Source organism: Rhodococcus sp. 05-339-2 (assembly GCF_002258965.1).
In the GTDB taxonomy this organism is placed as follows: domain Bacteria; phylum Actinomycetota; class Actinomycetes; order Mycobacteriales; family Mycobacteriaceae; genus Rhodococcoides.
Window position 1 is genome coordinate 203,254 of record NZ_NOYW01000021.1, and the last position, 25,152, is coordinate 228,405.

The window sequence follows — 25,152 nt, forward strand, 5'->3', positions numbered from 1 at the left end:
CGGTCTTCGAGCGGATGCTCGCAGTGTCGGTCGCACATGGCACGATCATGGTCGTGACTTCGAGTGTGGCTCCTCTGCATCTGGTCCTCGGCGACGAGGAACTTCTGATGGATCGCGCGGTAGCCGCGATCGTGGCTCAGGTGCGTGCGAATGCTGCGATTCCGGGGGAGGACCTGCCGGTCACGCGGTTGCGCACCGGTGATGCCAGTGCCCCGGAACTCGCCGAACTGCTCAGTCCCTCGCTGTTCGCCGAGGATCGCGTCGTGGTGCTCGAGGCCGCGGCCGAGGCAGGCAAGGACGCTGCTGCTCTGGTACTCGACGCCGCTACCGATCCGCCCGAGGGTGCAGTGGTCGTGGTCATGCACTCCGGCGGAGGCCGGGCCAAGGCGATGGTCGGTGCGCTGCAGAAATGCGGTGCACAGGTGCACGAGTGCGCCAAGCTCACAAAGCCCGCCGAACGTATCGACTTCGTACGCGGAGAGTTCCGTACCGCCGACGTCCGGGTGAGCGGCGACGTGATCGAGGCGGTCGTCGAGTCGGTGGGCAACGAACTTCGCGAATTGGCGTCGGCCTGTTCGCAGTTGGTCTCCGATACCGGGGGCAAGGTCGATCTCGCCGCGGTGCGTCGGTACTACTCCGGCAAGGCCGAGGTGTCCGGGTTCGACGTCGCAGACAAGGCGGTGATCGGAGACCGAGCCGGCGCGCTGGAGGCTCTGCGGTGGGCCATGCACCGGGGCGTGGCGCACGTGTTGCTCGCCGACGCGTTGGCCGACGCCGTCCGCACGATCGCGCTGGTGGGTTCGGCGGGCCGCGGCGACCCCTTCCGCATGGCAGGGGAGTTGGGCATGCCGCCGTGGAAGATCAAGAAGGCGCAGGGTCAGGCGCGCGGGTGGAACGGTCGATCCATCGCCCAGGCGCTGCGTGTGGTGGCGCAGTTGAACGCCGACGTCAAGGGTCAGGCAGCGGACGCGGACTATGCAGTGGAGAAAGCGGTGGCCGAGGTCGCATCACTGGGCAGGTAGCGTCGACCGACCTCAGAGCGCAGGACAGGCTCAGCGCAGTACAAGCCCTGCGCACTGGAAGTTCGGCGCACGAGAAAGCCCGCCGCGTCCTTCTCGGATACGGCGGGCTTTCTCGAGCTCAGAGAGGTATCAGAGCTTGTTGACTGCGAGAGCCAGTGCCGACTTCTTGTTGGCTGCCTGGTTCTTGTGGATGACGCCCTTGCTGGCGGCCTTGTCGAGCTTGCGGCCTGCATCGAGAAGAATCTCGGAAGCCTTGTCCTTGTCGCCCGCAGCCTGTGCCTCGCGGAACGAGCGGATGACGGTACGAAGGGAGGACTTCACCGACTGGTTGCGCAGGCGTGCACGCTCGTTGGTGAGAATCCGCTTCTTCTGGGACTTGATATTGGCCACGCGTAAAATCCTTGTCGTCTTCGTCGGTATTCCGGTCAGGGCGATCCATGCTGGAATGCCCGAAGTCTGCTGCTGAGCGTTGGAGCCCTGCGCCGAAGATCGAGAATACCAGCACGATCGGCCAGAACCCAATCCGGACCGGGGTGACGATGCGTTTCAAGAAATTAACGCTTCTACCGCGCCTAACTCCTGTCTCTGTAGCAACATGGCCAGAATGAGTCCGCGATCGGCAACGCATGCCACCACCAAGGCCAAAGCGACCAAAACCAAGTCAGCGGATCGTGACGAACCCGAAGCCGACGGAGTGTTCGGCGGGTATTCCGACGTCGGAAAGTACAGTCTCGCCTTCGACGAGATGTTCGACGCCGACGGGCGCACCCGAACTCCGTACAAGGGCATCCACACCGCACTCGCCCCGGCGAACGCGGTGGACCTGGATGCGAGATCCGACGCGCTGGGACGAGCCTTCATCGACCAGGGCATCACCTTCTCTCTGTCCGGCCAGGAACGCCCCTTCCCGCTCGACCAGGTACCCCGTGTCATCGCGGCGGGCGAGTGGTCACGTCTCGAGCGCGGCATCAAGCAGCGCGTCAAAGCTCTCGAGATGTTCCTCGCCGACATCTACGGCGACCAGGAGATCCTGCGCGACGGAGTGGTACCCAAGCGGCTGGTGACCTCCTGCGAGCACTTCCACCGAGAGGCGGTCGGCATCACACCGCCCAACGGTGTGCGTATCCACGTCGCGGGCATCGACCTCATTCGCGACGCGCAGGGCACGTTCCGTGTCCTCGAGGACAACCTCCGGTCACCGTCGGGCGTGTCCTATGTCATGGAGAACCGTCGCACCATGGCCCGGGTGTTCCCCGATCTGTTCGCCAGCCACCGCGTCCGCGCCGTCGGTGACTACGCCTCGCATCTGCTGCGGGCACTGCGCGCGTCGGCCGCCCTCAACGAGGCCGACCCGACCGTGGTGGTTCTCACTCCTGGCGTCGCCAACTCGGCGTACTTCGAGCACTCGTTGCTCGCGCGACTGATGGGCGTCGAGCTCGTCGAAGGACGCGACCTGTTCTGCCGAGACAACATCGTCTACATGCGCACCACCGAGGGCGAGCGTCAGGTCGACGTCATCTACCGACGCATCGACGACGACTACCTCGACCCCATGCAGTTCCGTCCCGACTCGGTGCTGGGAGTTGCAGGTCTGGTCAATGCCGCTCGGGCAGGCAACGTCGTCATCTCGAGCGCTGTCGGGAACGGCGTCGGCGACGACAAGCTCGTCTACACCTACGTGCCGACCATCATCGATTACTACATGGGCGAGAAGCCGCTGTTGGCCAACGTCGACACGTTCCGGTGCTGGCTCGACGACGAGTGCGAGGAAGTTCTCGACCGCATCGACGAACTGGTCATCAAGCCGGTGGAAGGCTCGGGCGGCTACGGCATCGTCTTCGGGCCCGACGCCTCGCCGAAGGAACTCGCCACGATCAGCAAGAAGGTTCGCGCGGATCCGCGCGGTTGGATCGCCCAGCCCGTCGTGCAGCTCTCGACGGTGCCTACCAAGATCGGCGATCGATTGGTACCGCGCCACGTCGACCTGCGGCCGTTCGCCGTCAACGACGGCGACGACGTCTGGGTGTTGCCCGGCGGCTTGACCCGGGTCGCGTTGCCGGAGGGTTCCCTGGTGGTCAACTCGAGCCAGGGCGGCGGCAGCAAGGACACCTGGGTACTCGCCACCCGAACCTCTCTGGAGGAGCAGGAGCTTGCCGGCGAGGAGATCGTCAGCGTTCCACCGGAGTCGCCGATGGCCGAACAGGGCCCGGAGCTGACGATGGACCAGCAGATGAATCAGCAACAGCAACAACAGCAGCAACAACAGCAGCAGCAACAGCAGGCAACGAACTCGGACTCGAACGGCGGTGGACAGTAAATGCTCGCGCGCAACGCAGAGTCGCTCTACTGGATCGGACGGTACGTCGAGAGAGCGGACGACACCGCCCGCATTCTCGACGTCACCGTCCACCAGCTTCTCGAGGACGCCACGGTCGATCCGGACCACACGTCGCGAGTGTTGTTGCGAGTGCTCGGCTTCAAGCACGAGCCGGACGTCTCGCTCGACGTGTGGTCGCTCACCGAGGTCGTCGCCTTCAGCCGGGACGGGTTGGGTTCGATCGTGGACTCACTGTCCAGCGCACGTGAGAACGCCCGTGGTGCACGAGAAGTCACGTCCAGTGAGATGTGGGAGTGCTTGAACACCACGTACAACGGTTTGAACGAGCGCATCAGGGCGTCCAAGCGCACCGGCCCGGCCGAGTTCTTCAGCTACATCGAGGAGCGCGCCGCGATGTTCGCCGGTCTCGCGGACTCCACCCTCAGTCACGACGACGGCTATCGCTTCCTTCTGCTCGGTCGCTCGGTCGAGCGCATCGACATGATCGTTCGGTTGTTGCTCTCGCGAGCCGGTGACCGGCCGTCGTCGCCGGCTTGGGTCACGGTGCTGCGCTCCGCCGGTGCTCACGACACCTACTTGCGCACCTACCGCGGCGCGCTCGACGCCCAGCGAGTTCTCGAATTCATGTTGCTGGACAGGCTCTTTCCGCGCTCGGTGTTCTACGCACTCAACGAGGCGGAACGTTCGCTCGATCAGCTCGACCATCAGCCCAACAGTCGAGTCGGTGCACGCGCCGAAGCGCAGCGCCTACTCGGCCGCGCTCGTAGCGAACTCGAATTCCTCCGTCCCGGTGAAATTCTCGACGATCTGCAGGAGCGCCTGCTCTCCCTGCAGGAAACCTGCCGTGAACTCGGTGACGCGATCTCCAAGCAGTACTTCCATGCCGCTCCGTGGGTTGCGTGGACGGACGCCGGCTCGGGAACATTCGAAGATCAACTGGAAGGTGAACTGTGAGCTGGCGTATGCGTGTCGTGCACACCACGGGCTATCAGTACGACGCACCGGTGACGTCGTCGTACAACGAGGCTCGGTTGACGCCGCGAAGTGACAACCGGCAGAACGTGATTCTGAACCGAGTCGAGACCGACCCGGTGACGCGTTCCTACCGCTACACCGACTACTGGGGCACAGCGGTGACGGCGTTCGACCTGCACGCACCGCACACCGAGCTCGAGGTCACCGGATCGTCGGTGGTCGAGACCGACCCCTTCGTCTACCCGGACGAGAACGCCTCCTGGGAGGAGCTCGCGAGCGAGCAGGTGATCGATCGCTTCAACGAGGTCCTCGACAACACCGAGTACGTGCCGAAGAACAGGCAACTGGCGTCGGTGGCGAAGAAGCTGTCCAAGGGCCTACCGCCGCAGGAATCGGTGGTGGAGATCGCCAACTGGGTCAACCAGGAGATGTCCTACGTGCCGGGGACCACCGGCGTGCACACCTCGGCCGTCGAGGCGTGGTCGGAGAAGAAGGGCGTCTGCCAGGACTACGCCCACCTGACGTTGTTGATGCTGCGCAGCATCGGCATCCCCAGCCGGTACGTCTCGGGCTACCTGCACCCGAAGAAGCAGGCCGCGATCGGTGCGACCGTCGAGGGCCAGAGCCACGCCTGGATCGAGGCGTGGACCGGTGCCTGGTGGGGTTACGACCCGACCAACGCGATCGCCGTCAACGAGCAGCACGTGTCGGTCGGACTCGGCCGTGACTATGCCGACGTGCCACCGCTGAAGGGCATCTTCTCCGGCGGCGGTTCGACGGCTCTCGACGTGGTCGTGGAAATCACCCGATTGGCGTGAGCCCGATGCGCGTTGTGCGTCCTTCCGCGGGACGCACAACGCGCGCGCATCAGTTCCAGCCGAAGTCGCGACGCAATCTGTTTGCGACGGAATCGAATTGGGGCTTGCTCAGAATCGCACCCTCGCGGCGGATGCCGTCCTCGGGCACGTCGAGCACTCGATCCAGTCGAATCCAGCTCGGTCGGCCCTCGGCGTCCCAGGACCCGGACCCGATCGACTGCCAGTCACGGTCTCCGTCGCGGCTGCTCTGGCTCGACAACATCAGGCCGAGCAGGTCGTTGCCCTCGCGTCCGATGACCAGCACCGGGCGGTCCTTGCCCTGGCTGGCATCTTCCTCGTAGGTGACCCAGGTCCAGACGATCTCACCGGGGTCGGCCTTGCCGTCCAGGTCGGGGGAGTACTCGATGGTGCGGGCGCGCTGCGCTGTAGGTCTGGTCTGCGATGCCACCGGACGCCCCGGACGAGGTGCCGGAGCGGACGTGCGCGCGGCCGTTCCGCTGATCGCGTCCTTGCCCTTCTGCAGGGCTCCGGACTTCTGCAGTTGACGCAGCAGCCGAGGTCCCTCGCGCATCGCGATCTTGCCCAGTTCCTTGCCGAATCTGCTCCAGTTGCCAGCCATGCGGCGAGTGTAGCGATGCAGACGCTGCTGCTCATCGCCCGAACCGCGGCAACGTGAACACCCGACTCGGACAGCCGGGGACGGCGCACCGTTCTCGGCGTGGGACGATAGGGAAACCCGTTCGCTCATTTCGAACACGCCAGCCGAAGGATACGAGTGCCCAGCTTCGCCGACACGACGTTCACCGATCCGTCCAGGATCAGGAACTTCTGCATCATCGCCCACATCGACCACGGCAAGTCGACGCTGGCCGACCGGATGTTGCAGCTCACGGGCGTCGTCGACGACCGGTCGATGCGCGCTCAGTACCTCGACCGGATGGATATCGAGCGCGAGCGCGGCATCACCATCAAGGCGCAGAACGTCCGGCTCCCATGGGTCGTCGACGGTGAGGAGTTCGTGCTGCACCTCATCGACACGCCAGGCCACGTCGACTTCACCTACGAGGTGTCGCGCGCACTCGAGGCCTGCGAGGGTGCGGTGTTGCTCGTCGACGCCGCGCAGGGCATCGAGGCGCAGACGCTCGCGAACCTGTACCTGGCCCTGGACAAAGAGCTCACCATCATTCCGGTGCTCAACAAGATCGACCTGCCCGCTGCCGACCCGGATCGCTATGCCGCCGAGATCGCCCACATCATCGGCTGCGAGGCCGACGATGTGCTGCGCGTGTCCGGCAAGACCGGTGTGGGCGTGGAGGAACTGCTGAACGAGGTCGTCAAGCTGGTTCCGGCCCCGGTCGGCAATCCCGACGGCCCGGCCCGCGCGATGATCTTCGACTCGGTCTACGACACCTACCGCGGCGTCGTCACCTACGTCCGCGTCGTCGACGGTGCGCTCAACCCGCGCGAGAAGGTCACGATGATGTCGACCGGCTCGACGCACGAGCTGCTCGAGGTCGGGATCGTCTCTCCCGATCCGAAGGCGACCAAGGGCCTCGGCGTCGGCGAAGTGGGCTACCTCATCACCGGTGTGAAGGACGTCCGCCAGTCCAAGGTCGGCGATACCGTCACCACCTTCCGCAAGGGCGCGACCGAGCCGCTGACCGGCTACCGCGAACCCCGTCCGATGGTGTACTCGGGCCTCTACCCGCTCGACGGCTCGGATTACCCCGACCTGCGCGACGCACTCGAGAAGCTGCAACTCAACGACGCGGCCCTGACCTACGAGCCGGAGACCTCCGTCGCGCTGGGATTCGGCTTCCGCTGCGGCTTCCTCGGTCTGCTGCACATGGAGATCACCCGCGAGCGGCTCGAGCGGGAGTTCAACCTGGACCTGATCTCGACCTCGCCGAACGTGGTCTACCGCGTCGAAATGGAAGACGGTGCCGAACACATCGTCACCAACCCGTCGTACTGGCCCGAGGGCAAGGCGCGGGAAGTGTTCGAGCCGATGGTCAAGTGCACCATCATCTCGCCGAGCGAGTTCATCGGCTCCATCATGGAACTCTGCCAGGGACGACGCGGAGAACTCGGCGGTATGGACTACCTGTCCGAGACCCGAGTCGAGCTGCGCTACACGATCCCCATGGCGGAGATCATCTTCGACTTCTTCGACATCCTGAAGTCCCGGACGCGTGGATACGCCAGCCTCGACTACGAGGAGATCGGCGAGCAGAGCGGCGCGCTGGTGAAAGTCGACATCCTGCTGCAGGGTGAAGCCGTCGATGCGTTCTCGGCAATCGTGCACAAGGACGCTGCTGCCGCCTACGGCAACAAGATGACCACCAAGCTCAAGGAACTCATTCCGCGTCAGCAGTTCGAGGTACCGATCCAGGCCGCCATCGGCTCTCGCATCATCGCCCGCGAGAACATCCGTGCGATCCGCAAGGACGTGCTGGCCAAGTGCTACGGCGGCGACATCAGCCGTAAGCGCAAGCTGCTCGAGAAGCAGAAGGAAGGCAAGAAGCGGATGAAGACGATCGGCCGCGTCGAGGTGCCGCAGGAAGCCTTCGTCGCCGCTCTGTCCTCGGAATCCTCGTCGGACAAGCCGAAGAAGTAGAGCAGCTCCTGGTCGCCGGCAGCGACCTCACACCCTTTCTGCCGACTGCGCGCCCCCGCTCACCTCGGAGCAGGGGCGCGCAGTTGTCAGCAGGGGCGCGCGGTCCCCACCCAATCCGTTCACGAACGACGCGCGAGTACATTTCGAAACTGTGACGACCCCGATTCTGAAGCAGTTACGTGTTCCCGTCGTCGGTGCGCCGATGGCAGGCGGCCCGAGTACTCCCGAACTCGCCCGTGCAGTCTCGGAGGCGGGTGGGCTCGGCATGATCGCCGGTGCGTTGCTGACGCCCGAAGCCTTTGCAGCGCAGATCGATTCGGTTCGCGATCTGCTGTTCGGGGTCAATCTCTTCCTGCCCGAGGAGCCATCGGGTGCGGACGTGAAGTCCTACGCCGAGCACCTCGCGTCCTGGTTCGAGCGTTTCGACGCGGAGCCGGGAGAGCTGGTCCGACGCGACGACTTCTACGCCGAGAAGTTCGCCTGGTTGCTCGCGCACCCGGTACCGCTGGTGTCGAGCACGTTCGCGACGTTCGACGCGGACGAAGTCGCGCAACTGCACGCCGTAGGAACGGAGGTGTGGGCCACCGTCGCCACCGCGTCGGACGCGTCGGTGGCCACCGCCAACGGTGTGGACGCTCTCGTGGTGCAGGGACCCGAAGCGGGCGGGCATCGCGGCACCTTCGACGGCTCGGCCCCCGACGAGCCGCTGACCCAACTGCTGACCGCGGTGCGTGAGATATCCGATCTACCGCGAATCGCCGCCGGCGGACTGATGGACGGCAACGACATTGCGCCACTGCTCGATTCGGGTGCCGCACATGCCGCGCAGCTCGGAACCGCGTTTCTGAACACACCCGAGGCCGGCACCAAGCCGGTGCATCGACAGCAACTGACGGTCGCTCCCGACACTGCAGTGACCAGAGCGTTCTCCGGCCGACCTGCGCGGGGGTTGGTGAACGAGTTCATGCGCGAGAACTCCGAGGCCGCACCACTTGCGTATCCCGATCTGCACTACCTGACCGCGCCGATGCGGGCGAAGGCCGCGGCTGCTGGTGATCCGTCCGGACTCTCGATGTGGGCCGGCACCGGTTTTCGCCGGGCACAGGCGAAGCCCGCGGCCGAGCTGATCGCCGAATGGGCGAGGCAACTCGGCCGCTGAGCCCTCCCGCTCAGGGGTTGGAGTGGGCGGGCTGGAAGTGCCCTGCCACCTGAGCTTCCTCGGCGCGGATGACGTGCACCACCGCGTTGATCAACGCAAGATGGGTGAACGCCTGCGGGAAGTTGCCGAGATGACGGCCGGTGCGATGGTCGATCTCCTCGGCGTAGAGCTTGAGTGGGCTCGCATACCCGAGCAGACGCTCGCAGAGGTGCTTGGCGCGAGGAAGTTCGCCGATCTCGACCAGCGCCGACACGAGCCAGAAGGAGCAGATCGTGAACGTCCCTTCCTCGCCCGCCAGACCGTCGTCGGTGGTGTCGGTTCGGTAGCGCAGGACCAGGCCGTCCTCGGTCAACTCGTCGGCGATGGCCAGCACCGTCGCACGAATGCGTTCGTCCTCGGCAGGCAGGAACCGAAGCAGCGGTGCCAGCAGCAGAGACGCATCCAGCGACGGGTCACCGTAGCGCTGAGTGAGAACACCCCGAGAGTCGGTGCCGTTCTCGAGAATGTCCGCCTTGATCTCGTCGGCGATCTCGTTCCACTTGGCCGAATACTCCGTCTCGCCGTGGATGTCGGCGAGCTTGGCACCTCGGTCGAGCGCAACCCAGCACATGAGCTTCGACGAGGTGAAGTGCTGGGGTTCACCGCGCACCTCCCAGATACCGCGATCGGGCTTGCGCCAGTTAAGGATCGCCTCCTCCACCTGCCGCTTGAGCAGGGGCCACAGGAATTCGGGCACGTGCTCGCGCGACTTGACATGCAGGTACACCGAGTCGAGCATCGTCCCCCAGATGTCGTGCTGCTCCTGGTCGTAGGCTCCGTTGCCGATACGTACCGGACGTGCGCCGTCGTATCCGGACAGGTGCGGCAGCTCGCTCTCGTCGAGCGTCTTCTCGCCGCCGATGCCGTACATGACCTGGAGGGGATTGACCTCGCCGTTCGCCGTTGTCGCCACGTCGGACATGAACGCGAAGAAGTCGTTGGCCTCACGGTCGAGTCCGAGTGTGTAGAGGCCCCACAGCGCGAACGTCGAATCACGCACCCACGTGTAGCGATAGTCCCAGTTACGTTCTCCACCAGGGGTTTCCGGAAGCGATGTAGTCGACGCAGCCAGCAGGGCACCGGTGGGGGCGTAGGTCAGACCCTTGAGTGTCAGGGCGCTGCGCTGCAGGTAGCCCCGCCACGGGTGATCGGGGAATCGGCCGATCGTGATCCACTGCCGCCAGCATTCGGAGGTGCGCCACATCTTGTCCGCGGCTTCGTCGAACGTCTGCGGCGCAGGCAGATCCGACCACGAGAGAGCAACGAAGACGTTGTCGCCCTCCGTCATTCGGGTGCGGGCGCGGGCTTCGCGTCCTTCGATGCCGATGCGGAGATTGGTGGTCAGCTTCAACGTGGGCTGATCACCGCCCGCGCTGGCCTCGCAGGTGGCGGTGGTTTCCTCGTACACCTTGCCGGTGTACTCCCACTTCGCCGGCGCGCGGTGGTAGTCGAAGGCCGGCTCGCAGCTCATCTCGAGTTCGACCGTTCCGCTGACGCACTTGATGGTGCGCAGCAGGATGTGCTCGGCGTCCCAGTCGCTCGGTGCGCGCTTGTGAGTACGAGAGCGCTGGTCGGTGTTGTGCCACGGTCCCATGACGAGTGCATCGCGCACCACGAGCCAGCCGGTTTCGGTCTGCCACGTCGTCTCGACGATCAGGCCACCGGGCAGGTATCGCCGCGCTGCGGGCACCGATTGACCGTACGGCCCGACCCGGAAGTGTCCCGCGCTGCGATCGAGGACCGCGCCGAAGATACTGGGGGAGTCAGGGCGAGGCACGCACATCCACTCGACCGATCCGTTGCGAGCGATCAGACAGGTCGTTTCGCAGTCCGAGAGGAACGCGTAGTCGTCGATCGGCGGAAAGGCACTGCGATAGGACGTCAGGGTGGACACCGGTGCGTCGGTGCTGCCCAACGCTCCCTGAACTTCGACCCCGCCCAGACCTGGATGCCCCGACCCCATGGCGGGCTCGTCGGCCACCGGGGGCACTGGCGAAACATCTTCGTATGCCGTCATGGCGTAATCATCGACCGATCCACGGCATGCGTCCACTGCTGGTCGTCGGTCGGCGTGGCGTGAGAGCGGAACGAGCTGGTTTAAGCTGCGAGGGTGGAATCGATCGCACGCTGGTGGGACGGCGTCGAACTGTGGGTGACGGGTTTGCCGTTCGTGCCACAGTCGATAGTCGTGCTGCTGGTCATCGTGCCTACCGCGTTCCTGCTGGCACGTGTCTTCGATCGCGTGCTCGCGGTGGTTCTGCACCTGCTCGGGCGTGATGCACGGGCTGCTCGCGACGCGGAGCTGACGGGTGCGATCACCACTACGACGAAGGATGGACAGTAATGCCTCGGTCTCGGGTCACGTTGGCGCTCATCGCGCTCCTGGTGCTGGTTGTCATCGCCTGGTTGCTGACTCGCTAGCCGATTAGAGTCGGTCCGGATCCTCTGCTAGATTCCTGACCGTGTCTTCTGCCGCCGAGTACCGCGTCCGCCATCAGTTGGCGTTGATTGCTGTCGGCATCCTGGCAGTCGCCGATATCGACTGTTGTTGATTTCTTCCTTCGTCGAATCGGTTCCGTCGATCCGTTGCCCGCGCGCCTGCATCTCGCGGTCGGGTTCGTGGCGAACCCTCTGTGGTTCACGGTGATCTCGCGATGGCACGCGGACACTGTGGTGCTCCGGTTCGACTTCGGCCATGTCGACCTCTGCCCAGCTCGCATTCACTGCACATCATCACGAAAGGTCCTCTCTCGATGAGGCACAACTCTCGCTACCTACTGACCACCTTCGCGGCCGTGGGAACCCTCCTCCTCACTGCATGCGGGGGTGGATCGAGTGACGTCGTCGGCGGTGAGCCGGACACCGCCAGCGGTCCCGCATTGACTCTCGTAGGGTACGCCGTACCCAAGAACGGTTGGGACGCAATCGGTCCGGCGTTCGCAGCCACCGAGGACGGCGAGGGCACGGCGATCAACGCCGACTACGGCGCATCGGGTAATCAGTCTCGCAAGGTGGCCGACGGCGCACCCGCCGATATCGTCAATTTCTCGGTCGAACCCGACATCACCCGTCTGGTGCAGGCGGGCAAGGTCGACGAGGACTGGAACCAGAATGCCTACGGCGGAGTGCCGTTCGGCTCCGTGGTGACCATCGTCGTGCGCGAGGGCAACCCCAAGAACATTCGTACCTGGGACGATCTGATCAAGCCGGACGTTCAGGTGATCAGCCCCAGCCCGCTCAGCTCGGGCTCGGCCAAGTGGAACCTGCTCGCCCCGTACGCGGCGAAGAGCAACGGCGGCCAGGACAGGCAGGCCGGTCTCGATTTCGTTCGCACCCTGGTCGCCGATCACTTCCCGGTTCAGCCCGAATCCGGCCGCGCCGCAACCGAAGCCTTCCTGCAGGGCCAGGGTGATGCGTTGCTCAGCTACGAAAACGAGGCGCTGCTCATCGAGGAGCAGGGACAGAACGTCGAGCACGTGGACGTTCCCGTCACGTTCCGCATCGACAATCCAGTGGCCGTGATCAACAGCAGTGCCAACCTCGACCGCGCCAATGCGCTGAACGATTTCATCTACACCGACGAGGGACAGAAGATCTGGGCGGAGTCGGGCTTCCGACCGACGAACCCCGACATCGCGTCGGAGTACTCCGACAAGTTCTTCACCCCCGAACAGCTGTACACCATCGATGATCTCGGTGGTTGGACCCAGGTGGATGCCGATCTGTTCGGTGACAGCGGTGCGATCACGACGATCTATCAGGAAAGTACTCGGTAGCGATCGATGTCATCTTCGACCACCGAAGCCGCAGCTGCGGGTTCGACCGTCTCGCCCGGCACGAGACCACGGTTTCGTGCCGGGCGGGAAGGCCGAAAGTTCAGGGGTCCGGGATCGGTGGGGCCGTTCGGCCTGGGAGTCGCCGTGTTGTGGCTCAGCGTGATCGTGCTGCTTCCGTTGGCAGCATTGACGGTTCAGTCGTTCGACGGCGGTCTGGCCGGCTTCTGGGATGCGGTCACCGTGCCGCGTGCACTGGCCACGTTCAAGGTCACCCTCCTGGTGTCCGTGGCGGCGGCGGTGATCAATCTGTTCCTGGGAACCCTCATCGCGTGGGTCCTGGTGCGGGACGAATTCCCGGGTAAGCGATTCGTCAACGCCCTGATCGATCTGCCGTTCGCGCTGCCGACCATCGTGGCCAGCCTGGTGTTGCTGTCTCTCTACGGACCGGCGAGTCCGATCGGATTGGTGTTCAACGCAACCAAGCCCGCGGTGATCGTCGCGCTGCTGTTCGTCACGTTGCCGTTCGTGGTGCGTGCGGTGCAACCGGTGCTGATCGAGCTGGACAAGGACGTCGAGGAGGCGGCCGCCTCACTGGGTGCGAACAACTGGACCATCTTCCGACGCATCGTGCTGCCGGTGCTGTTGCCCGCCGTGCTGTCGGGAGGAGGTCTCGCGTTCGCCCGCGCGATCGGCGAATTCGGATCGGTGGTGCTCATCGGAGGCAACATCCCGAACGACACGCAGGTGGCGTCGCAGTACATCCGCGAACTCATCGAATACGACCGGCCCACCGATGCCGCCGCGATCTCGGTGGTGCTGTTGGCGATCGCGTTCGCAGTGTTGTTCGTACTTCGCGTGGTGGGCAATCGCCTGGCCCGACGTGAGGAGCAGATCTCGTGAAAATCGGCCTGCCGATCAAATTGACGCTGCGCACCGTGGCTCTGCTCTACCTCGCCGTTCTGGTGCTGTTCCCCCTCGGGGCAATTCTCTATCGCACCTTCGAGAACGGCGTGGTGACGTTCTTCGAGCAGATCACCACGCCCGCAGCTCAATCCGCCCTGCAGTTGTCTCTGCTCATCGTCGCGATAGTGGTTCCGATCAACATCGTGTTCGGCGTCATCACTGCATTGGCGCTCGTGCGAGGACGGTTCCGCGGCAAGGGCGTACTCGAAGCCGTCGTCGATCTGCCGTTCGCGGTGTCGCCGATCATCACGGGCGTTGCGCTGATCCTGTTGTGGGGAGCCAACGGATGGTTCGGTGGCGTCGAGAGCCTCGGTTTCAAGGTCATCTTTGCACTTCCCGGCATGGTCATCGCGACGATCTTCGTCACGCTTCCGTTCGTCGTGCGCGAGGTCGAACCTGTGCTCTACGAAATCGGTGAGGAGCAGGAAGAGGCCGCCTCGACGCTGGGTGCGTCGTCGTGGCAGACGTTCTGGCGCATCACTCTTCCGGCGATCCGGTGGGGCCTGACCTACGGTGTCGTACTCACCGTCGCGCGTTCGCTCGGCGAGTTCGGTGCCGTCATCATGGTCTCGACCAACCTGCCCGGCATCTCTCAAACACTGACGCTGCTGGTCAATTCACGATACGAGGACTTCAACCAACAGGGCGCGTACGCCGCGTCCACACTGCTCATGGCGATCGCCGTCATCGTGCTGCTGTTGATGACTGCCCTCGACAAGAAGAGGACGAAACAATGACCGAGGCATCCCCCGAGATCGAGATCTCCGTCGTTGGCGGCAACAAGCACTACGGCGATTTCGCCGCGCTCGACAACGTCAGCATCGACATTCCCAAGGGATCGCTGACGGCGCTGCTCGGACCCAGTGGTTCGGGCAAGTCCACTCTGCTTCGCTCCATCGCCGGACTCGAGCAGCTCGACTCCGGTCGAGTGGTGCTCGCAGGCCAGGATGTGACGTGGGTGAGTCCGCAGCGCCGCGAGATCGGATTCGTCTTCCAGCACTACGCGGCGTTCAAACACCTGACGGTGCGTGACAACGTCGCGTTCGGCCTTCAGATTCGCAAGCGGCCCAAGGCCGAGATCGCCAAGAAGGTCGACGAGTTGCTCGAGATCGTCGGGCTGGCCGGTTTCCAGACCCGCTACCCGGCGCAGCTGTCCGGTGGACAACGCCAGCGCATGGCACTGGCTCGCGCTCTCGCCGTCGACCCGCAGGTGCTGCTGCTCGACGAGCCCTTCGGCGCGCTCGACGCGAAGGTGCGTGCCGATCTGCGGACGTGGCTGCGTCGGCTGCACGACGAGGTCCACGTCACCACCGTGCTGGTGACCCACGATCAGGAGGAGGCGCTCGACGTCGCCGATCGGATCGCGGTGCTCAACAAGGGCAGAATCGAACAGGTCGGCACCCCGGAGGATCTCTACGATCGCCCGGCCAACAATTTCGTGATGTCGTTCCTCGGTCAGGTGGCCAAGCTCAACGGACTTCTGGTGCGGCCGCACGACATTCGCGTCGGACGCGACCCGTCGTTGGCGCAGGCTCAGGCGAGCGGGACGGCCGAATCGGCCGGTGTGACGCGTGCCGTCGTCGAGCGGGTGGTGCACCTCGGCTTCGAGGTGAAGGTCGAATTGAAGAACGCGGCAACCGGTGAACTGTTCGCGGCCCAGATCACCCGCGGAGACAGCGAGGCTCTCGGCCTGCGCGAGGGCGAGACCGTCTACGTACGAGCCACCCGCGTGCCCACGATCGCCGACGCCACCGACTCGCGTGCGACGGTGGAGTCGTAGCGGCGCGACGCCAGTTCGGCCACGGCCGGGTGCGCGCCGATGACCTCGGCGTGCACCACGTCCGGTAGGCCTGCCACCGACGCTTCGATCCGGTCGGTGAGCAGTCCCGGGGCCAGGAACCAGGGTGCCACGACGATGCGGTCGGCTCCCAGCGCGCGCAGCTGTGCGATCGCGTCGGTGGGGGACGGGGAGACCGATGTGGCGAAGCAGGTCACGGCTCCGGCCCAGTGCGTTCCGGCGAGCAGCTTCTGTGCGATCACACGGGTGCGCTGATTCGCCGGTGCCACCGAGGAGCCGACGGCGGCCAGGGCGATGCCGACCGTCGAATCGGAGACTCCGACACCGGTATCGGCGATCCGATCACGGACCGCCTCGATGAGGAGTCGGTCGTCTCCCAGAACCTCGGCCTGCCTGATCGACACGAGAGGGTGTCGCGTCCTCGCTGCGTCCAACAGCTCGGGCAGATCGACTTTCGCGTGGAAAGCCTTGCCCAGCAACATCGGAACGGCGACGATACGGCTGTGACCGGCAGCGGCCAGGTCGTCGACCACCTGATCGACGCGGGGCTCGGAAAGATCGAGAAACGCGACACGCACGTCCAGGTCCGGTCGCCGCCGACGCAGGACGTCGACGGCGCGGTGGACCGCTGCGCCCGAGCGCGGGTCACGGCTGCCGTGGGCAACCGCGATCAGTGCGCTCACGCCGGAACTGCCGACCCCAGCTCGACGGCAGCCAGAGCGTTACCCACGAGTCCGGCAGCCAACGTGTTGCCACCGGCCGGATCGATCAGCAGGAAGCTGCCCGTGTGCCTGTTGACGGCGTAGTCGTCCGCCACGATCGGCTCGGCGACGCGCACGGAGATGCGGCCGATCTCGTTGAGCTCCAACGACTCCGGTCCTTCGTGCGCGATGAGCTCCTGCTCGTCGAACCGTTCGACCAGTGTTCCGACGATGGCCTGAGTGGTGCGAGTGCCGTGCTTGAGCAACAGACGAGCACCCGGGCGAAGCGGCTTCTCGGCGAGCCAGCACACAGTGGCCTCGAAGTCGCCGATCGGCTCGGGCGCATCCTGCGGTGAGGCGATGGTGTCGCCGCGGGAGACGTCGACGTCGTCGGCCAGGACGAGGGTGACGCTGCGTCCGGCATGAGCGGTACGTAACTCGCCGTCGGCGGTGTCGATGCGCTCGACAGTGGTTCGGGTGCCGGAGGGCAGGATGACGACCTCGTCGCCGACGTCGACGGAGCCCGCTGCGACCTGCCCTGCGTATCCGCGATAATCCGGGAATTCCGCGGTGCGGGGCCGGATCACGTACTGCACGGGGAAACGCAGACCGACCCGGTGCGGTTCGGCATCGACTGGAACCGACTCGAGGTGCTCGATGAGGGTCGGACCGTCGTAGTACGGGGTCTTGTCGGACTTCACCGCGACGTTGTCGCCGTGCAGTGCGGACACCGGGATCTCGATGACGTCTTCGCTGGACCACCCGAGCGAGGACGTCAGCGAGTTGAACTCGGCCGAGATCTCGGCGAACACCGCTGCTGGGTCCTCGACCAGATCGATCTTGTTGACCGCGAGCACCAGGCGCGGAACGCCGAGCAGGGCGAGAACCGCTGCGTGCCTACGAGTCTGGGTGATGACACCCTTGCGGGCATCGACCAGAAGGATGACCAGCTGAGCCGTCGACGCGCCGGAGACGGTGTTGCGGGTGTACTGCACGTGGCCGGGGGTATCGGCGAGCACGAAGGAGCGGTGCGGCGTCGCGAAGTAGCGGTAGGCGACGTCGATGGTGATGCCCTGTTCGCGCTCGGCGCGTAGGCCGTCGACGAGCAGCGACAGGTCCGGTGTCGCCAGTCCCTTGTCCACCGAGGCCCGTGTGACGGCATCGATCTGGTCTGCCAGAACGGATTTGGTGTCGTACAACAGCCGTCCGACGAGGGTCGACTTACCGTCGTCGACGCTACCTGCGGTGGCGAGGCGAAGAAGTTGCGTTCCCGTGCTGCTCATCAGAAGTATCCTTCTCGTTTGCGATCTTCCATGGCAGCCTCGGAGACGCGGTCGTCTCCGCGGGTGGCTCCGCGTTCGGTCAGTCGTGACGCCGCTACCTCGGCGAGGATTGCCTGGTTGTCGGCGGCCTCGGACAGCACGGCACCGGTGGTGGATCCGTCGCCGACGGTGCGGTAGCGCACCGACAGGGTCTGCAGCTCTTCGCCCTCGGCCGGTCCGCCCCAGACGCCGGGCGTCATCCACATGCCGTCGCGCTGATACACCGGGCGCTGGTGGGCGTAGTAGATGCTGGCCAACTCCACATCGTCACGGGCGATGTAGCGCCAGATGTCGAGTTCGGTGAAGTTGCTGAGCGGGAACACACGCACCTGCTCGCCGGGAGAGTGCTTGCCGTTGTACAGGTTCCACAGTTCGGGGCGCTGCTTCTTGGGCTCCCATTGGCCGAATGCGTTGCGCAGCGAGAAGATTCGTTCCTTGGCGCGGGCGCGTTCTTCGTCGCGTCGAGCACCGCCGAACACGGCATCGAACCGGTTCTCGGAGATCGCGTCGAGAAGAGGCACGGTCTGCAGCGGGTTGCGGATGCCGTCGGGACGCTCGGTGAGGCGTCCGTCGGCGAGGTACTCCTCGACGCTGGCCACGTGCAGGCGCAGGTTGTACTTGGCGACCACGTGATCGCGGAAGTCCAGCACCTCCTGCAGGTTGTGGCCGGTGTCGACGTGGAGCAGCGCGAACGGCAGGGGAGCGGGCCAGAACGCCTTGATCGCCAAGTGCAGCAGAACGGTCGAGTCCTTGCCGCCGGAGAACAGGATGACGGGGCGCTCGAACTCGCCCGCCACCTCGCGGAAGATGTGGATGGCCTCGGATTCGAGTGCGTCGAGGGTGTCGAACCGATCTGCATCGAGATGGGTTCGACCGACGGTTGCCGAGGTGAGGTCGAGTGTCATGAGGCGTGCAACCCACATTCGGTCTTGGCCTTGCCGGCCCAACGACCGCTACGCGGGTCGGCTCCGGGGGCAGGTTTGACGGTGCACGGTGCGCACCCGATGGACGGATAGCCCTCGTCGACGAGGGGATTGACCAGAATCGAATGCTCGTCGATGTAGGCCTGCATCTGCTCGTCCGACCACGGTGCGATCGGGTTGATCTTGACCAGGCCGAAAGCGTCGTCGAACGAGATCAGCGGAGCGTTGGCACGGGTAGGGGCCTCCACTCGCCGGATTCCGGTGACCCAGGCGCTGTAGTTCGCCAGTTCCTTCTTCAAGGGTGCGACCTTGCGCATCGCGCAGCACCGGTTGGGCTCGCGGGCGAACAGGTCCTTGCCCTCGATCGAATCCTGTTCGGCAACAGTCTTCTCGGCGCGGGCATTGACGACATTGACGCCGTAGACGGCCTCGACGGCGTCGCGCGTTCCGATGGTCTCGGCGAAGTGGTAGCCGGTGTCGAGGAACAGCACGTCCACACCCGGGTGAACCTGTGCAGCGAGGTGAACGAGAACCCCGTCCTGCATGTTGGAGGCAACGATGAAGTCGTTACCGAAGGTGTCCTCGGTCCACTGCAGCAGTTCCAGTGGGCTCGCCCCGTCGAGTTCGCGGGCACCGCGCTCGGCGATGTCCTTCAGTTCCTCCACCGTCAAATTCAGCCTGGTACTCATCGCAAATCCGCCTCGTCTGCTCGCACGGCCCACTGAGCGAACCGTTCGCCGTCCTCGCGGTGCTTGTCGAAATTGCGCACCACTCTGTCGATGTAATCTCCCAGCTCGGAGCTGTTCACCTTGTGCTGGCGCAACTTTCGGCCGAACGCACTGTCCAGACCGAGGCTGCCTCCGAGATGAACCTGGAAACCCTCGATCTGATTCCCGGCTCCGTCGTCGACCAACTGCCCCTTGAATCCGATGTCCGCGATCTGCGACCGCGCGCACGAGTTGGGGCAGCCGTTGATGTTGATCGTGATCGGAACGTCGAGTCGACTGTTGATGTCGGACAGGCGCTCTTCGAGCTCCGGCACCAGAACCTGTGAACGCTTGCGGGTTTCGGCGAACGAGAGCTTGCAGAACTCGATGCCGCTGCAGGCCATCAGGTTCTTGCGCCAGTGCGACGGCCGGGCAGGCAGGCCCAGCGCATCGAGATCGGAGATCAGCTGTTCGAGCGTCTCGTCGGGAACGTCGAGCACGATCAGCTTCTGGTACGGCGTGAATCGCACGCGATCCGATCCGGCCTTCTCGGCGGCGTCGGCGACGGCGGCGAGGACAGTGCCCGAGACACGGCCCGCGATGGGTGCCACGCCGACGGCGTTGAGGCCGTTCTTGAGCTTCTGGATGCCGACGTGGTCGCGGGGCCGAGCGGGCTTCTCGGGAGCCGGGCCGTCGATGAGCTTGCGGTGCAGGTACTCGTCTTCGAGGACCTGGCGGAACTTCTCGATGCCCCAGTCCTTGATGAGGAACTTCAGGCGCGCCTTGGTGCGAAGCCGGCGGTATCCGTAGTCGCGGAAGATCGAGACGACGCCCTCCCACACATCGGGAACGTCCTCGAGCGGGACCCAGACGCCGACGCGCTGCGCGAGCATGGGGTTGGTGGACAGTCCGCCGCCGACCCACAGGTCCAGACCCGGTCCGTGCTCGGGATGCACCACGCCGACGAAGGCGCAGTCGTTGATCTCGTGCACCACGTCCTGCAGGCCGGAGATCGCCGTCTTGAACTTGCGCGGCAGATTGGAGTACTCGGGCTTGCCGATGTAGCGCTCGACGATCTCGTCGATGGCGGAGGTGGGGTCGAGGATCTCGTCGACGGCCTCACCTGCGAGCGGGGAGCCGAGAACGACACGGGGGCAGTCGCCGCACGCTTCGGTGGTCTTCAGGCCGACCGCTTCGATTCGACGCCAGATCTCGGGGACGTTCTCCACCTCGATCCAGTGGAACTGCACGTTCTCCCGATCGGAGAGGTCGGCGGTGTCGCGGCCGAAGTCCTGGGAGATCTGCGCCAGTGTGCGAAGCTGCTCGAGATTCAGCGCGCCCGCGTCGCAGCGAATGCGCATCATGAAGTACTTGGCCTCGAGCAGATCGATGTTGTCGTCACCGGTGAACGTGCCGTCGTAGCCCTGTTCGCGCTGGGTGTAGAGGCCCCACCACCGGAAACGGCCGCGAAGATCGCCCTTGTCGATGCTGTCGAAACCCTGCTTGGAGTAGATGTTCTCGATGCGGGCACGCACGTTGAGCGGGTTGTCGTCCTTCTTGGACTGCTCGTTGGCGTTCAGTGGCTCCCGGTAACCCAGTGCCCACTGGCCCTCGGCCCGACGCTTGGTCGGCCGCGGCGTGCGCTCCCGTGGTGTGGCGGGGACAGCGTCGGTGGTCGCGTCGCTGGTCGACGACATGCATTGCTCCTGCATCTTTGTGCTGGCCGGTAACCGGGACGAAACCGCGGACATCTGCGCTTTCGACGACAGCGGGAAACCGGTGGATCGAATGGACGTGCTCGAAGGAAGGCTGGTCAGCAGCCGGTCGTGTGTCGACACGACGCGCTGCAGACACGGCCGAGATCGACGTGGCGGCGCGCCACGAGTCGAATTCCTGAGTCGGTCACGGGAGCCATTGTGCCACGTCATCGCGGCGACGGACGACGGCGGCAGCTATTTACCCCGATTTCGGGGTAAATAGGCTGGCAGGGCGAGTGGGATCGGGTGGGCCTGGACTCTGGGACACTGGAGGGCGTGAATACCGTCCTACCCGTCCCGTCCACCTTCGAGCTGCCGACCGAGGCATTCGACGGGGTGGGGGACCGCGCATTCGGGATCTACGTGCACGTCCCGTTCTGCGCCACCCGATGTGGGTACTGCGACTTCAACACCTACACGGCCGGTGAACTGGGAACGTCGGCGTCACCGCAGTCCTGGTTGGAGGGCCTGCGACGTGAGTTGGACATCGCTGCTGGGCTGATCCAGGCCGGTACGGGCCGCGTTCCGACGGCAGACACCGTCTTCGTCGGCGGTGGCACGCCGTCATTGCTCGGGGGCGACGGGTTGGCCGACGTCCTGGGGGCGGTGCGGTCCAGCTTCGGCCTGACCGACGGCGGCGAGGTGACCACGGAATCCAACCCCGAATCGACGTCGCCTCGATTCTTCGACCGGCTCCGTGATGCGGGCTTCACTCGTATCTCGCTCGGAATGCAGTCCGCTGCGCCACACGTGCTCGCCGTCCTCGATCGCACGCACACGCCCGGTCGCGCGGTCGCCGCAGCCAAGGAAGCACGTGCGGCGGGATTCGAGCACGTCAATCTCGACCTCATCTACGGCACCCCGGGCGAGCGTGACAGTGACCTGGACCAGTCTCTCGCCGCGGTTCTCGACGCCGGTGTCGACCACGTCTCGGCCTACGCGCTGATCGTCGAGGACGGCACCGCCATGGCCCGCAAGGTTCGCCGAGGTGAGCTGCCTGCCCCCGACGACGACGTACTGGCGGGCCGATACGAGCGCATCGACACGGCATTGAACGCCGCAGGCCTGTCCTGGTACGAGGTGTCGAACTGGGCCACCGACGCCGCAGCGCAGTGCCGCCACAACATCGGCTACTGGGACGGCGGCGACTGGTGGGGCGCGGGACCCGGTGCACACAGTCACATCGGCGGCACCCGGTTCTGGAACGTCAAGCACCCGGCCGCATACGCCGATCGCCTCGCCGCAGGTCACCTACCGGTGCTGGGCAGCGAACTGCTCAGCGCCGAGGATCGACACCTCGAGGAGCTGATGTTGACCGTGCGGCTCCGCTCGGGAGTGCCGAGAACTCTGCTGGGGCCGGCCGAGCGCGCCGCTGCCGAGCAGACCGTCGCGGACGGGTTGATGGTGGCCCGGGGTGACCATCTCGTGCTGACCGACCGAGGCAGACTGCTGGCCGACGCGGTGGTGCGCACCATCGCGGCCGCCTGAAAAACCTGGCTCAGGCTCCGAGGGCGTCGTAGTCGAACACCCTGGCGTGCAACACAGTTCGATTTCTCAGTGCCGCACGCACAGCGCGGTGCAAGCCGTCCTCGAGATAGATGACGCCGCGGAACTGCACCGCGTGGGGAAACAGATCGCCGTAGAAGGTGGAGTCCTCGGACAGCAATCTGTCCAGCTCGAGCACCTTGGTGGTGGTGACGATCTCGTCCAGGCGGAGCTGGCGCGGCGGGATTCTCGACCAGTCGCGGATGGACAGGCCGTGCTCGGGGTACGGCTTTCCGTCACGAACACCCTTGAAGATCATCGCGAGCCTCGAGCCGCTGGACCGAATCGAAAGAACGTTTCCACTCGGACCACAGTAAGGCCTTGCACGAGCATGTGTTCGCCGGCTACTAGACTCGAGCGACGATTGGAAACGAGAACGGAGGTGGGCACCGATGTCGAGCACCGACGACAGGCGGTTCGAGGTTCTACGAGCGATCGTGGCGGACTACGTGTCCACCCAGGAACCCGTGGGTTCGCGTGCGCTGGTCGAGCGCCACAACCTGGGAGTGTCCAGTGCAACGGTGCGCAACGACATGGCTGTGCTCGAGGCCGAGGGCTACATCGCCCAGCCGCACACCAGCTCCGGTCGGGTGCCGACCGACAAGGGCTATCGGCAGTTCGTCGACCGGATAGCCGACGTCAAGCCACTGTCTGCTGCCGAACGTCGCGCCATCCTGGAGTTTCTCGAGAACGGCGTTGACCTGGACGACGTGTTGCGACGCGGCGTTCGATTACTGGCCCAGTTGACCCGCCAGGTGGCCGTGGTGCAGTACCCCACGCTGTCGGCGTCCTCGGTGCGCCACCTGGAGGTGGTGGCGCTCACCCCGGCCCGGCTGCTGCTGGTGCTCATCACCGACTCCGGTCGAGTCGATCAGCGCATCGTCGAACTCGGTGACGTGATCGACGACGAGAACTTGGCTCAGCTGCGGCGCCTCCTCGGTGGTGCGCTGGAAGGCAAGCGGCTGGCGGCGGCGTCGGCTGCGGTGGCCGAACTCGCCGAGAACGCCCCGCCCGCGCTGCGCGACGCGATGATTCGATCGGCAACGGTGCTGGTGGAATCACTCGTCGAGCACCCCGAGGAACGCCTGGTACTCGGCGGCACGGCGAACCTGACGCGCAACGCCGCGGACTTCGCGGGCGACGCGGGGTTTCCCGGGTCGCTCAGAGCGGTACTCGAGGCACTGGAAGAGCAAGTGGTGGTGCTCAAGCTGCTCGCCGTGACACAGGACACCCGAACGGTCACGGTGCGGATCGGCGAGGAAACGCAGGTCGAGGAGATGCGCGGAACGTCGGTGATTTCCACCGGGTACGGGTCGGCTGGCATGGTCCTCGGAGGAATGGGTGTTCTCGGGCCGACCCGAATGGACTACCCAGGAACAATCGCGTCGGTCGCCGCGGTTGCCAGGTACATCGGCGAGGTCCTGGCCGAACGCTGACGACGAGCGAGAACCGATCGAACGACGGCCGCGGGGGCGCGGGCGGCCGCACACAGCACTATCGAACGAGATTCATCTTCTAGGACGAAAGAGACGACGTGGCACGGGATTATTACGGGACTTTGGGCGTCGGCCAGCAGGCGACGGACCAGGAGATCAAGCGCGCCTACCGCAAACTGGCGCGAGAACTGCACCCGGACGTCAACCCGGACGAGGCCGCTCAGGCACGGTTCAAGGACATCTCCACCGCATACGAGGTGCTCTCGGATCCGGAGAAGCGTCGCATCGTCGACCTCGGCGGCGACCCGCTCCAGCAGGGCGGCGGAGGCGGCGGCGGTGGATTCGGTGGAGCCGGATTCGGCGGCGGCCTCGGGGACGTGTTCGAAGCGTTCTTCGGTGGCGGCGCGGGCGGCTCCCAGCGCGGGCCCAAGGGCCGTGTGCAGCCGGGCGCGGACTCGCTGCTGCGTACCAAGCTCACCCTCGACGAGTGCGCCACCGGCGTGACCAAGCACATCACCGTCGACACGGCGATCCTGTGCGACCTGTGCACGGGCTCGGGCACCAACGGCGACTCCAAGCCGGTCCGCTGCGAGACCTGCGGAGGTGCCGGTGAAGTGCAGTCGGTACAGCGCTCGTTCCTCGGCCAGGTCATGACCAGCCGTCCGTGCCCCACCTGCCGCGGCGCCGGCGAGACCATCCCCGACCCCTGCCGCAAGTGCGGCGGCGACGGTCGCGTCCGGTCGCGTCGCGACATCTCGGTCAAGGTGCCGGTCGGCGTGAGCAACGGCATGCGGATCCGACTGGCCTCGCAGGGCGAGGTCGGTCCGGGCGGCGGACCCGCGGGTGACCTGTACGTGGAGATCGTCGAACAGCAGCACGAGGTGTTCGTGCGCGACGGTGACGACCTGCACTGCACCGTCCGCGTCCCGATGGTCGACGCGGCACTCGGCACCTCGGTCACCGTCGACGCGATCATAGACGGACCCACCGAGATCTCGATCGAGCAAGGCACACAACCGAATTCGACCACGGTGCTACGCGGTCACGGTATGCCCAAGCTGCGGTCGGGCATTCGCGGCGATCTGCACGCGCACCTCGAGGTGATCGTGCCGACCAAACTCGACAGCAAGCAGACCCATCTGCTCGAACAGCTCAGGTCGATGCGTGACCGCGACTCGGCGGAGGTGGTCACCACCGGCTCGGCGCACAGCGGTGGCCTGTTCTCGCGGTTGCGGGAAGCTTTCAGCGGTCGCTGA

At 65.3% G+C, this 25,152-nt stretch carries 24 protein-coding genes; 15 read left to right on the forward strand and 9 right to left on the reverse strand.

What is annotated here, in order from left to right; translation table 11 throughout:
* Positions 1-47 precede the first annotated feature (47 nt).
* Positions 48-1,022, forward strand: a complete 975-nt coding sequence (gene holA / locus CH273_RS25315) for a DNA polymerase III subunit delta (RefSeq protein WP_032394759.1) — start codon at positions 48-50, stop codon at positions 1,020-1,022.
* A 129-nt stretch (positions 1,023-1,151) separates the two neighbouring features.
* Here holA and rpsT read toward each other — a convergent pair whose 3' ends face one another.
* The gene (rpsT, locus tag CH273_RS25320; RefSeq protein WP_027497522.1) at positions 1,152-1,412 is read right to left on the reverse strand and encodes a 30S ribosomal protein S20; all 261 of its coding nucleotides are present in this window, start codon (positions 1,410-1,412) and stop codon (positions 1,152-1,154) included.
* A 355-nt stretch (positions 1,413-1,767) separates the two neighbouring features.
* Between rpsT and CH273_RS25325 the strand changes: the two genes are divergently transcribed.
* From CH273_RS25325 to CH273_RS25335, 3 genes are read left to right on the forward strand one after another with little or no spacing between them, the layout of a single operon-like run.
* The gene (locus CH273_RS25325; protein ID WP_230596688.1) at positions 1,768-3,339 is read left to right on the forward strand and encodes a circularly permuted type 2 ATP-grasp protein; all 1,572 of its coding nucleotides are present in this window, start codon (positions 1,768-1,770) and stop codon (positions 3,337-3,339) included.
* Positions 3,340-4,314: an alpha-E domain-containing protein gene (locus tag CH273_RS25330; protein WP_032394562.1), complete on the forward strand. Its 975-nt coding sequence runs from the start codon at positions 3,340-3,342 to the stop codon at positions 4,312-4,314.
* Positions 4,315-4,322: 8 nt separating this feature from the next.
* Positions 4,323-5,153, forward strand: a complete 831-nt coding sequence (locus CH273_RS25335; RefSeq protein WP_032394561.1) for a transglutaminase family protein — start codon at positions 4,323-4,325, stop codon at positions 5,151-5,153.
* A 49-nt stretch (positions 5,154-5,202) separates the two neighbouring features.
* Here CH273_RS25335 and CH273_RS25340 read toward each other — a convergent pair whose 3' ends face one another.
* Positions 5,203-5,772: a type II toxin-antitoxin system PemK/MazF family toxin gene (locus CH273_RS25340; protein ID WP_032394560.1), complete on the reverse strand. Its 570-nt coding sequence runs from the start codon at positions 5,770-5,772 to the stop codon at positions 5,203-5,205.
* Between the two features lie 150 nt (positions 5,773-5,922).
* Between CH273_RS25340 and lepA the strand changes: the two genes are divergently transcribed.
* Complete coding sequence (gene lepA, locus CH273_RS25345) at positions 5,923-7,770, forward strand: translation elongation factor 4 (protein ID WP_045194648.1); 1,848 nt, start codon at positions 5,923-5,925, stop codon at positions 7,768-7,770.
* A 151-nt stretch (positions 7,771-7,921) separates the two neighbouring features.
* Entirely contained in the window at positions 7,922-8,929 is a 1,008-nt protein-coding gene (locus tag CH273_RS25350; protein ID WP_032394559.1) for a nitronate monooxygenase, read from the forward strand.
* 10 nt (positions 8,930-8,939) lie between these two features.
* Here the strand turns inward: CH273_RS25350 and CH273_RS25355 are convergent, their stop codons facing one another.
* Positions 8,940-10,931: a glycoside hydrolase family 15 protein gene (locus tag CH273_RS25355; RefSeq protein ID WP_371828361.1), complete on the reverse strand. Its 1,992-nt coding sequence runs from the start codon at positions 10,929-10,931 to the stop codon at positions 8,940-8,942.
* 147 nt (positions 10,932-11,078) lie between these two features.
* Here CH273_RS25355 and CH273_RS25360 point away from each other — a divergent pair, with 147 nt between their 5' ends.
* The 6 genes from CH273_RS25360 to CH273_RS25385 all read left to right on the forward strand — a co-directional run bounded on the left by CH273_RS25360 (position 11,079) and on the right by CH273_RS25385 (position 15,487).
* A complete protein-coding gene (locus tag CH273_RS25360; RefSeq protein WP_032394557.1) occupies positions 11,079-11,312 on the forward strand; it encodes a hypothetical protein in 234 nt (77 codons plus the stop codon).
* A gap of 118 nt (positions 11,313-11,430) precedes the next feature.
* Entirely contained in the window at positions 11,431-11,520 is a 90-nt protein-coding gene (locus CH273_RS28530; protein ID WP_327205197.1) for an Ms4533A family Cys-rich leader peptide, read from the forward strand.
* Between the two features lie 201 nt (positions 11,521-11,721).
* Positions 11,722-12,744 carry a sulfate ABC transporter substrate-binding protein gene (locus CH273_RS25370; protein WP_032394555.1) on the forward strand — a complete coding sequence of 341 codons (1,023 nt, stop codon included), beginning with the start codon at positions 11,722-11,724 and terminating at the stop codon, positions 12,742-12,744.
* 6 nt (positions 12,745-12,750) lie between these two features.
* Positions 12,751-13,644 (forward strand): sulfate ABC transporter permease subunit CysT, encoded by an 894-nt coding sequence (gene cysT, locus CH273_RS25375; RefSeq protein ID WP_032394554.1) that lies wholly within the window; start codon positions 12,751-12,753, stop codon positions 13,642-13,644.
* Complete coding sequence (gene cysW / locus CH273_RS25380; protein WP_032394553.1) at positions 13,641-14,444, forward strand: sulfate ABC transporter permease subunit CysW; 804 nt, start codon at positions 13,641-13,643, stop codon at positions 14,442-14,444. Before cysT ends, cysW begins: the two co-directional genes overlap by 4 nt.
* Positions 14,441-15,487, forward strand: a complete 1,047-nt coding sequence (locus CH273_RS25385; RefSeq protein WP_032394552.1) for a sulfate/molybdate ABC transporter ATP-binding protein — start codon at positions 14,441-14,443, stop codon at positions 15,485-15,487. The genes cysW and CH273_RS25385 overlap by 4 nt, the downstream gene beginning before the upstream one ends.
* Here the strand turns inward: CH273_RS25385 and CH273_RS25390 are convergent.
* Genes CH273_RS25390 through CH273_RS25410 form a run of 5 tightly spaced genes read right to left on the reverse strand, consistent with a single transcriptional unit; the run spans position 15,418 to position 20,855 of the window.
* Positions 15,418-16,188: a sirohydrochlorin chelatase gene (locus tag CH273_RS25390; RefSeq protein ID WP_032394551.1), complete on the reverse strand. Its 771-nt coding sequence runs from the start codon at positions 16,186-16,188 to the stop codon at positions 15,418-15,420. The genes CH273_RS25385 and CH273_RS25390 overlap by 70 nt on opposite strands.
* Positions 16,185-17,489, reverse strand: coding sequence for a sulfate adenylyltransferase subunit 1 (locus CH273_RS25395; RefSeq protein WP_032394550.1), 1,305 nt, complete (start codon positions 17,487-17,489; stop codon positions 16,185-16,187). Before CH273_RS25395 ends, CH273_RS25390 begins: the two co-directional genes overlap by 4 nt.
* A complete protein-coding gene (cysD, locus tag CH273_RS25400; RefSeq protein ID WP_032394549.1) occupies positions 17,489-18,433 on the reverse strand; it encodes a sulfate adenylyltransferase subunit CysD in 945 nt (314 codons plus the stop codon). Before cysD ends, CH273_RS25395 begins: the two co-directional genes overlap by 1 nt.
* Positions 18,430-19,140 (reverse strand): phosphoadenylyl-sulfate reductase, encoded by a 711-nt coding sequence (locus CH273_RS25405; RefSeq protein ID WP_032394757.1) that lies wholly within the window; start codon positions 19,138-19,140, stop codon positions 18,430-18,432. The genes cysD and CH273_RS25405 overlap by 4 nt, the downstream gene beginning before the upstream one ends.
* Positions 19,137-20,855, reverse strand: a complete 1,719-nt coding sequence (locus CH273_RS25410) for a nitrite/sulfite reductase (RefSeq protein ID WP_032394756.1) — start codon at positions 20,853-20,855, stop codon at positions 19,137-19,139. Before CH273_RS25410 ends, CH273_RS25405 begins: the two co-directional genes overlap by 4 nt.
* 336 nt (positions 20,856-21,191) lie before the next feature.
* Between CH273_RS25410 and hemW the strand changes: the two genes are divergently transcribed.
* Entirely contained in the window at positions 21,192-22,403 is a 1,212-nt protein-coding gene (gene hemW / locus CH273_RS25415; protein WP_032394548.1) for a radical SAM family heme chaperone HemW, read from the forward strand.
* Positions 22,404-22,413: 10 nt separating this feature from the next.
* On the opposite strand, the gene CH273_RS25420 is transcribed toward hemW, so the two are convergent.
* A complete protein-coding gene (locus CH273_RS25420; RefSeq protein ID WP_008715485.1) occupies positions 22,414-22,719 on the reverse strand; it encodes a type II toxin-antitoxin system VapB family antitoxin in 306 nt (101 codons plus the stop codon).
* 133 nt (positions 22,720-22,852) lie between these two features.
* On the opposite strand from CH273_RS25420, the gene hrcA reads away from it, so the two are divergent.
* Both hrcA and dnaJ read left to right on the forward strand, forming a co-directional pair.
* Positions 22,853-23,896, forward strand: a complete 1,044-nt coding sequence (gene hrcA, locus CH273_RS25425; RefSeq protein ID WP_027497502.1) for a heat-inducible transcriptional repressor HrcA — start codon at positions 22,853-22,855, stop codon at positions 23,894-23,896.
* A 98-nt stretch (positions 23,897-23,994) separates the two neighbouring features.
* Positions 23,995-25,152: a molecular chaperone DnaJ gene (gene dnaJ / locus CH273_RS25430; protein WP_032394547.1), complete on the forward strand. Its 1,158-nt coding sequence runs from the start codon at positions 23,995-23,997 to the stop codon at positions 25,150-25,152.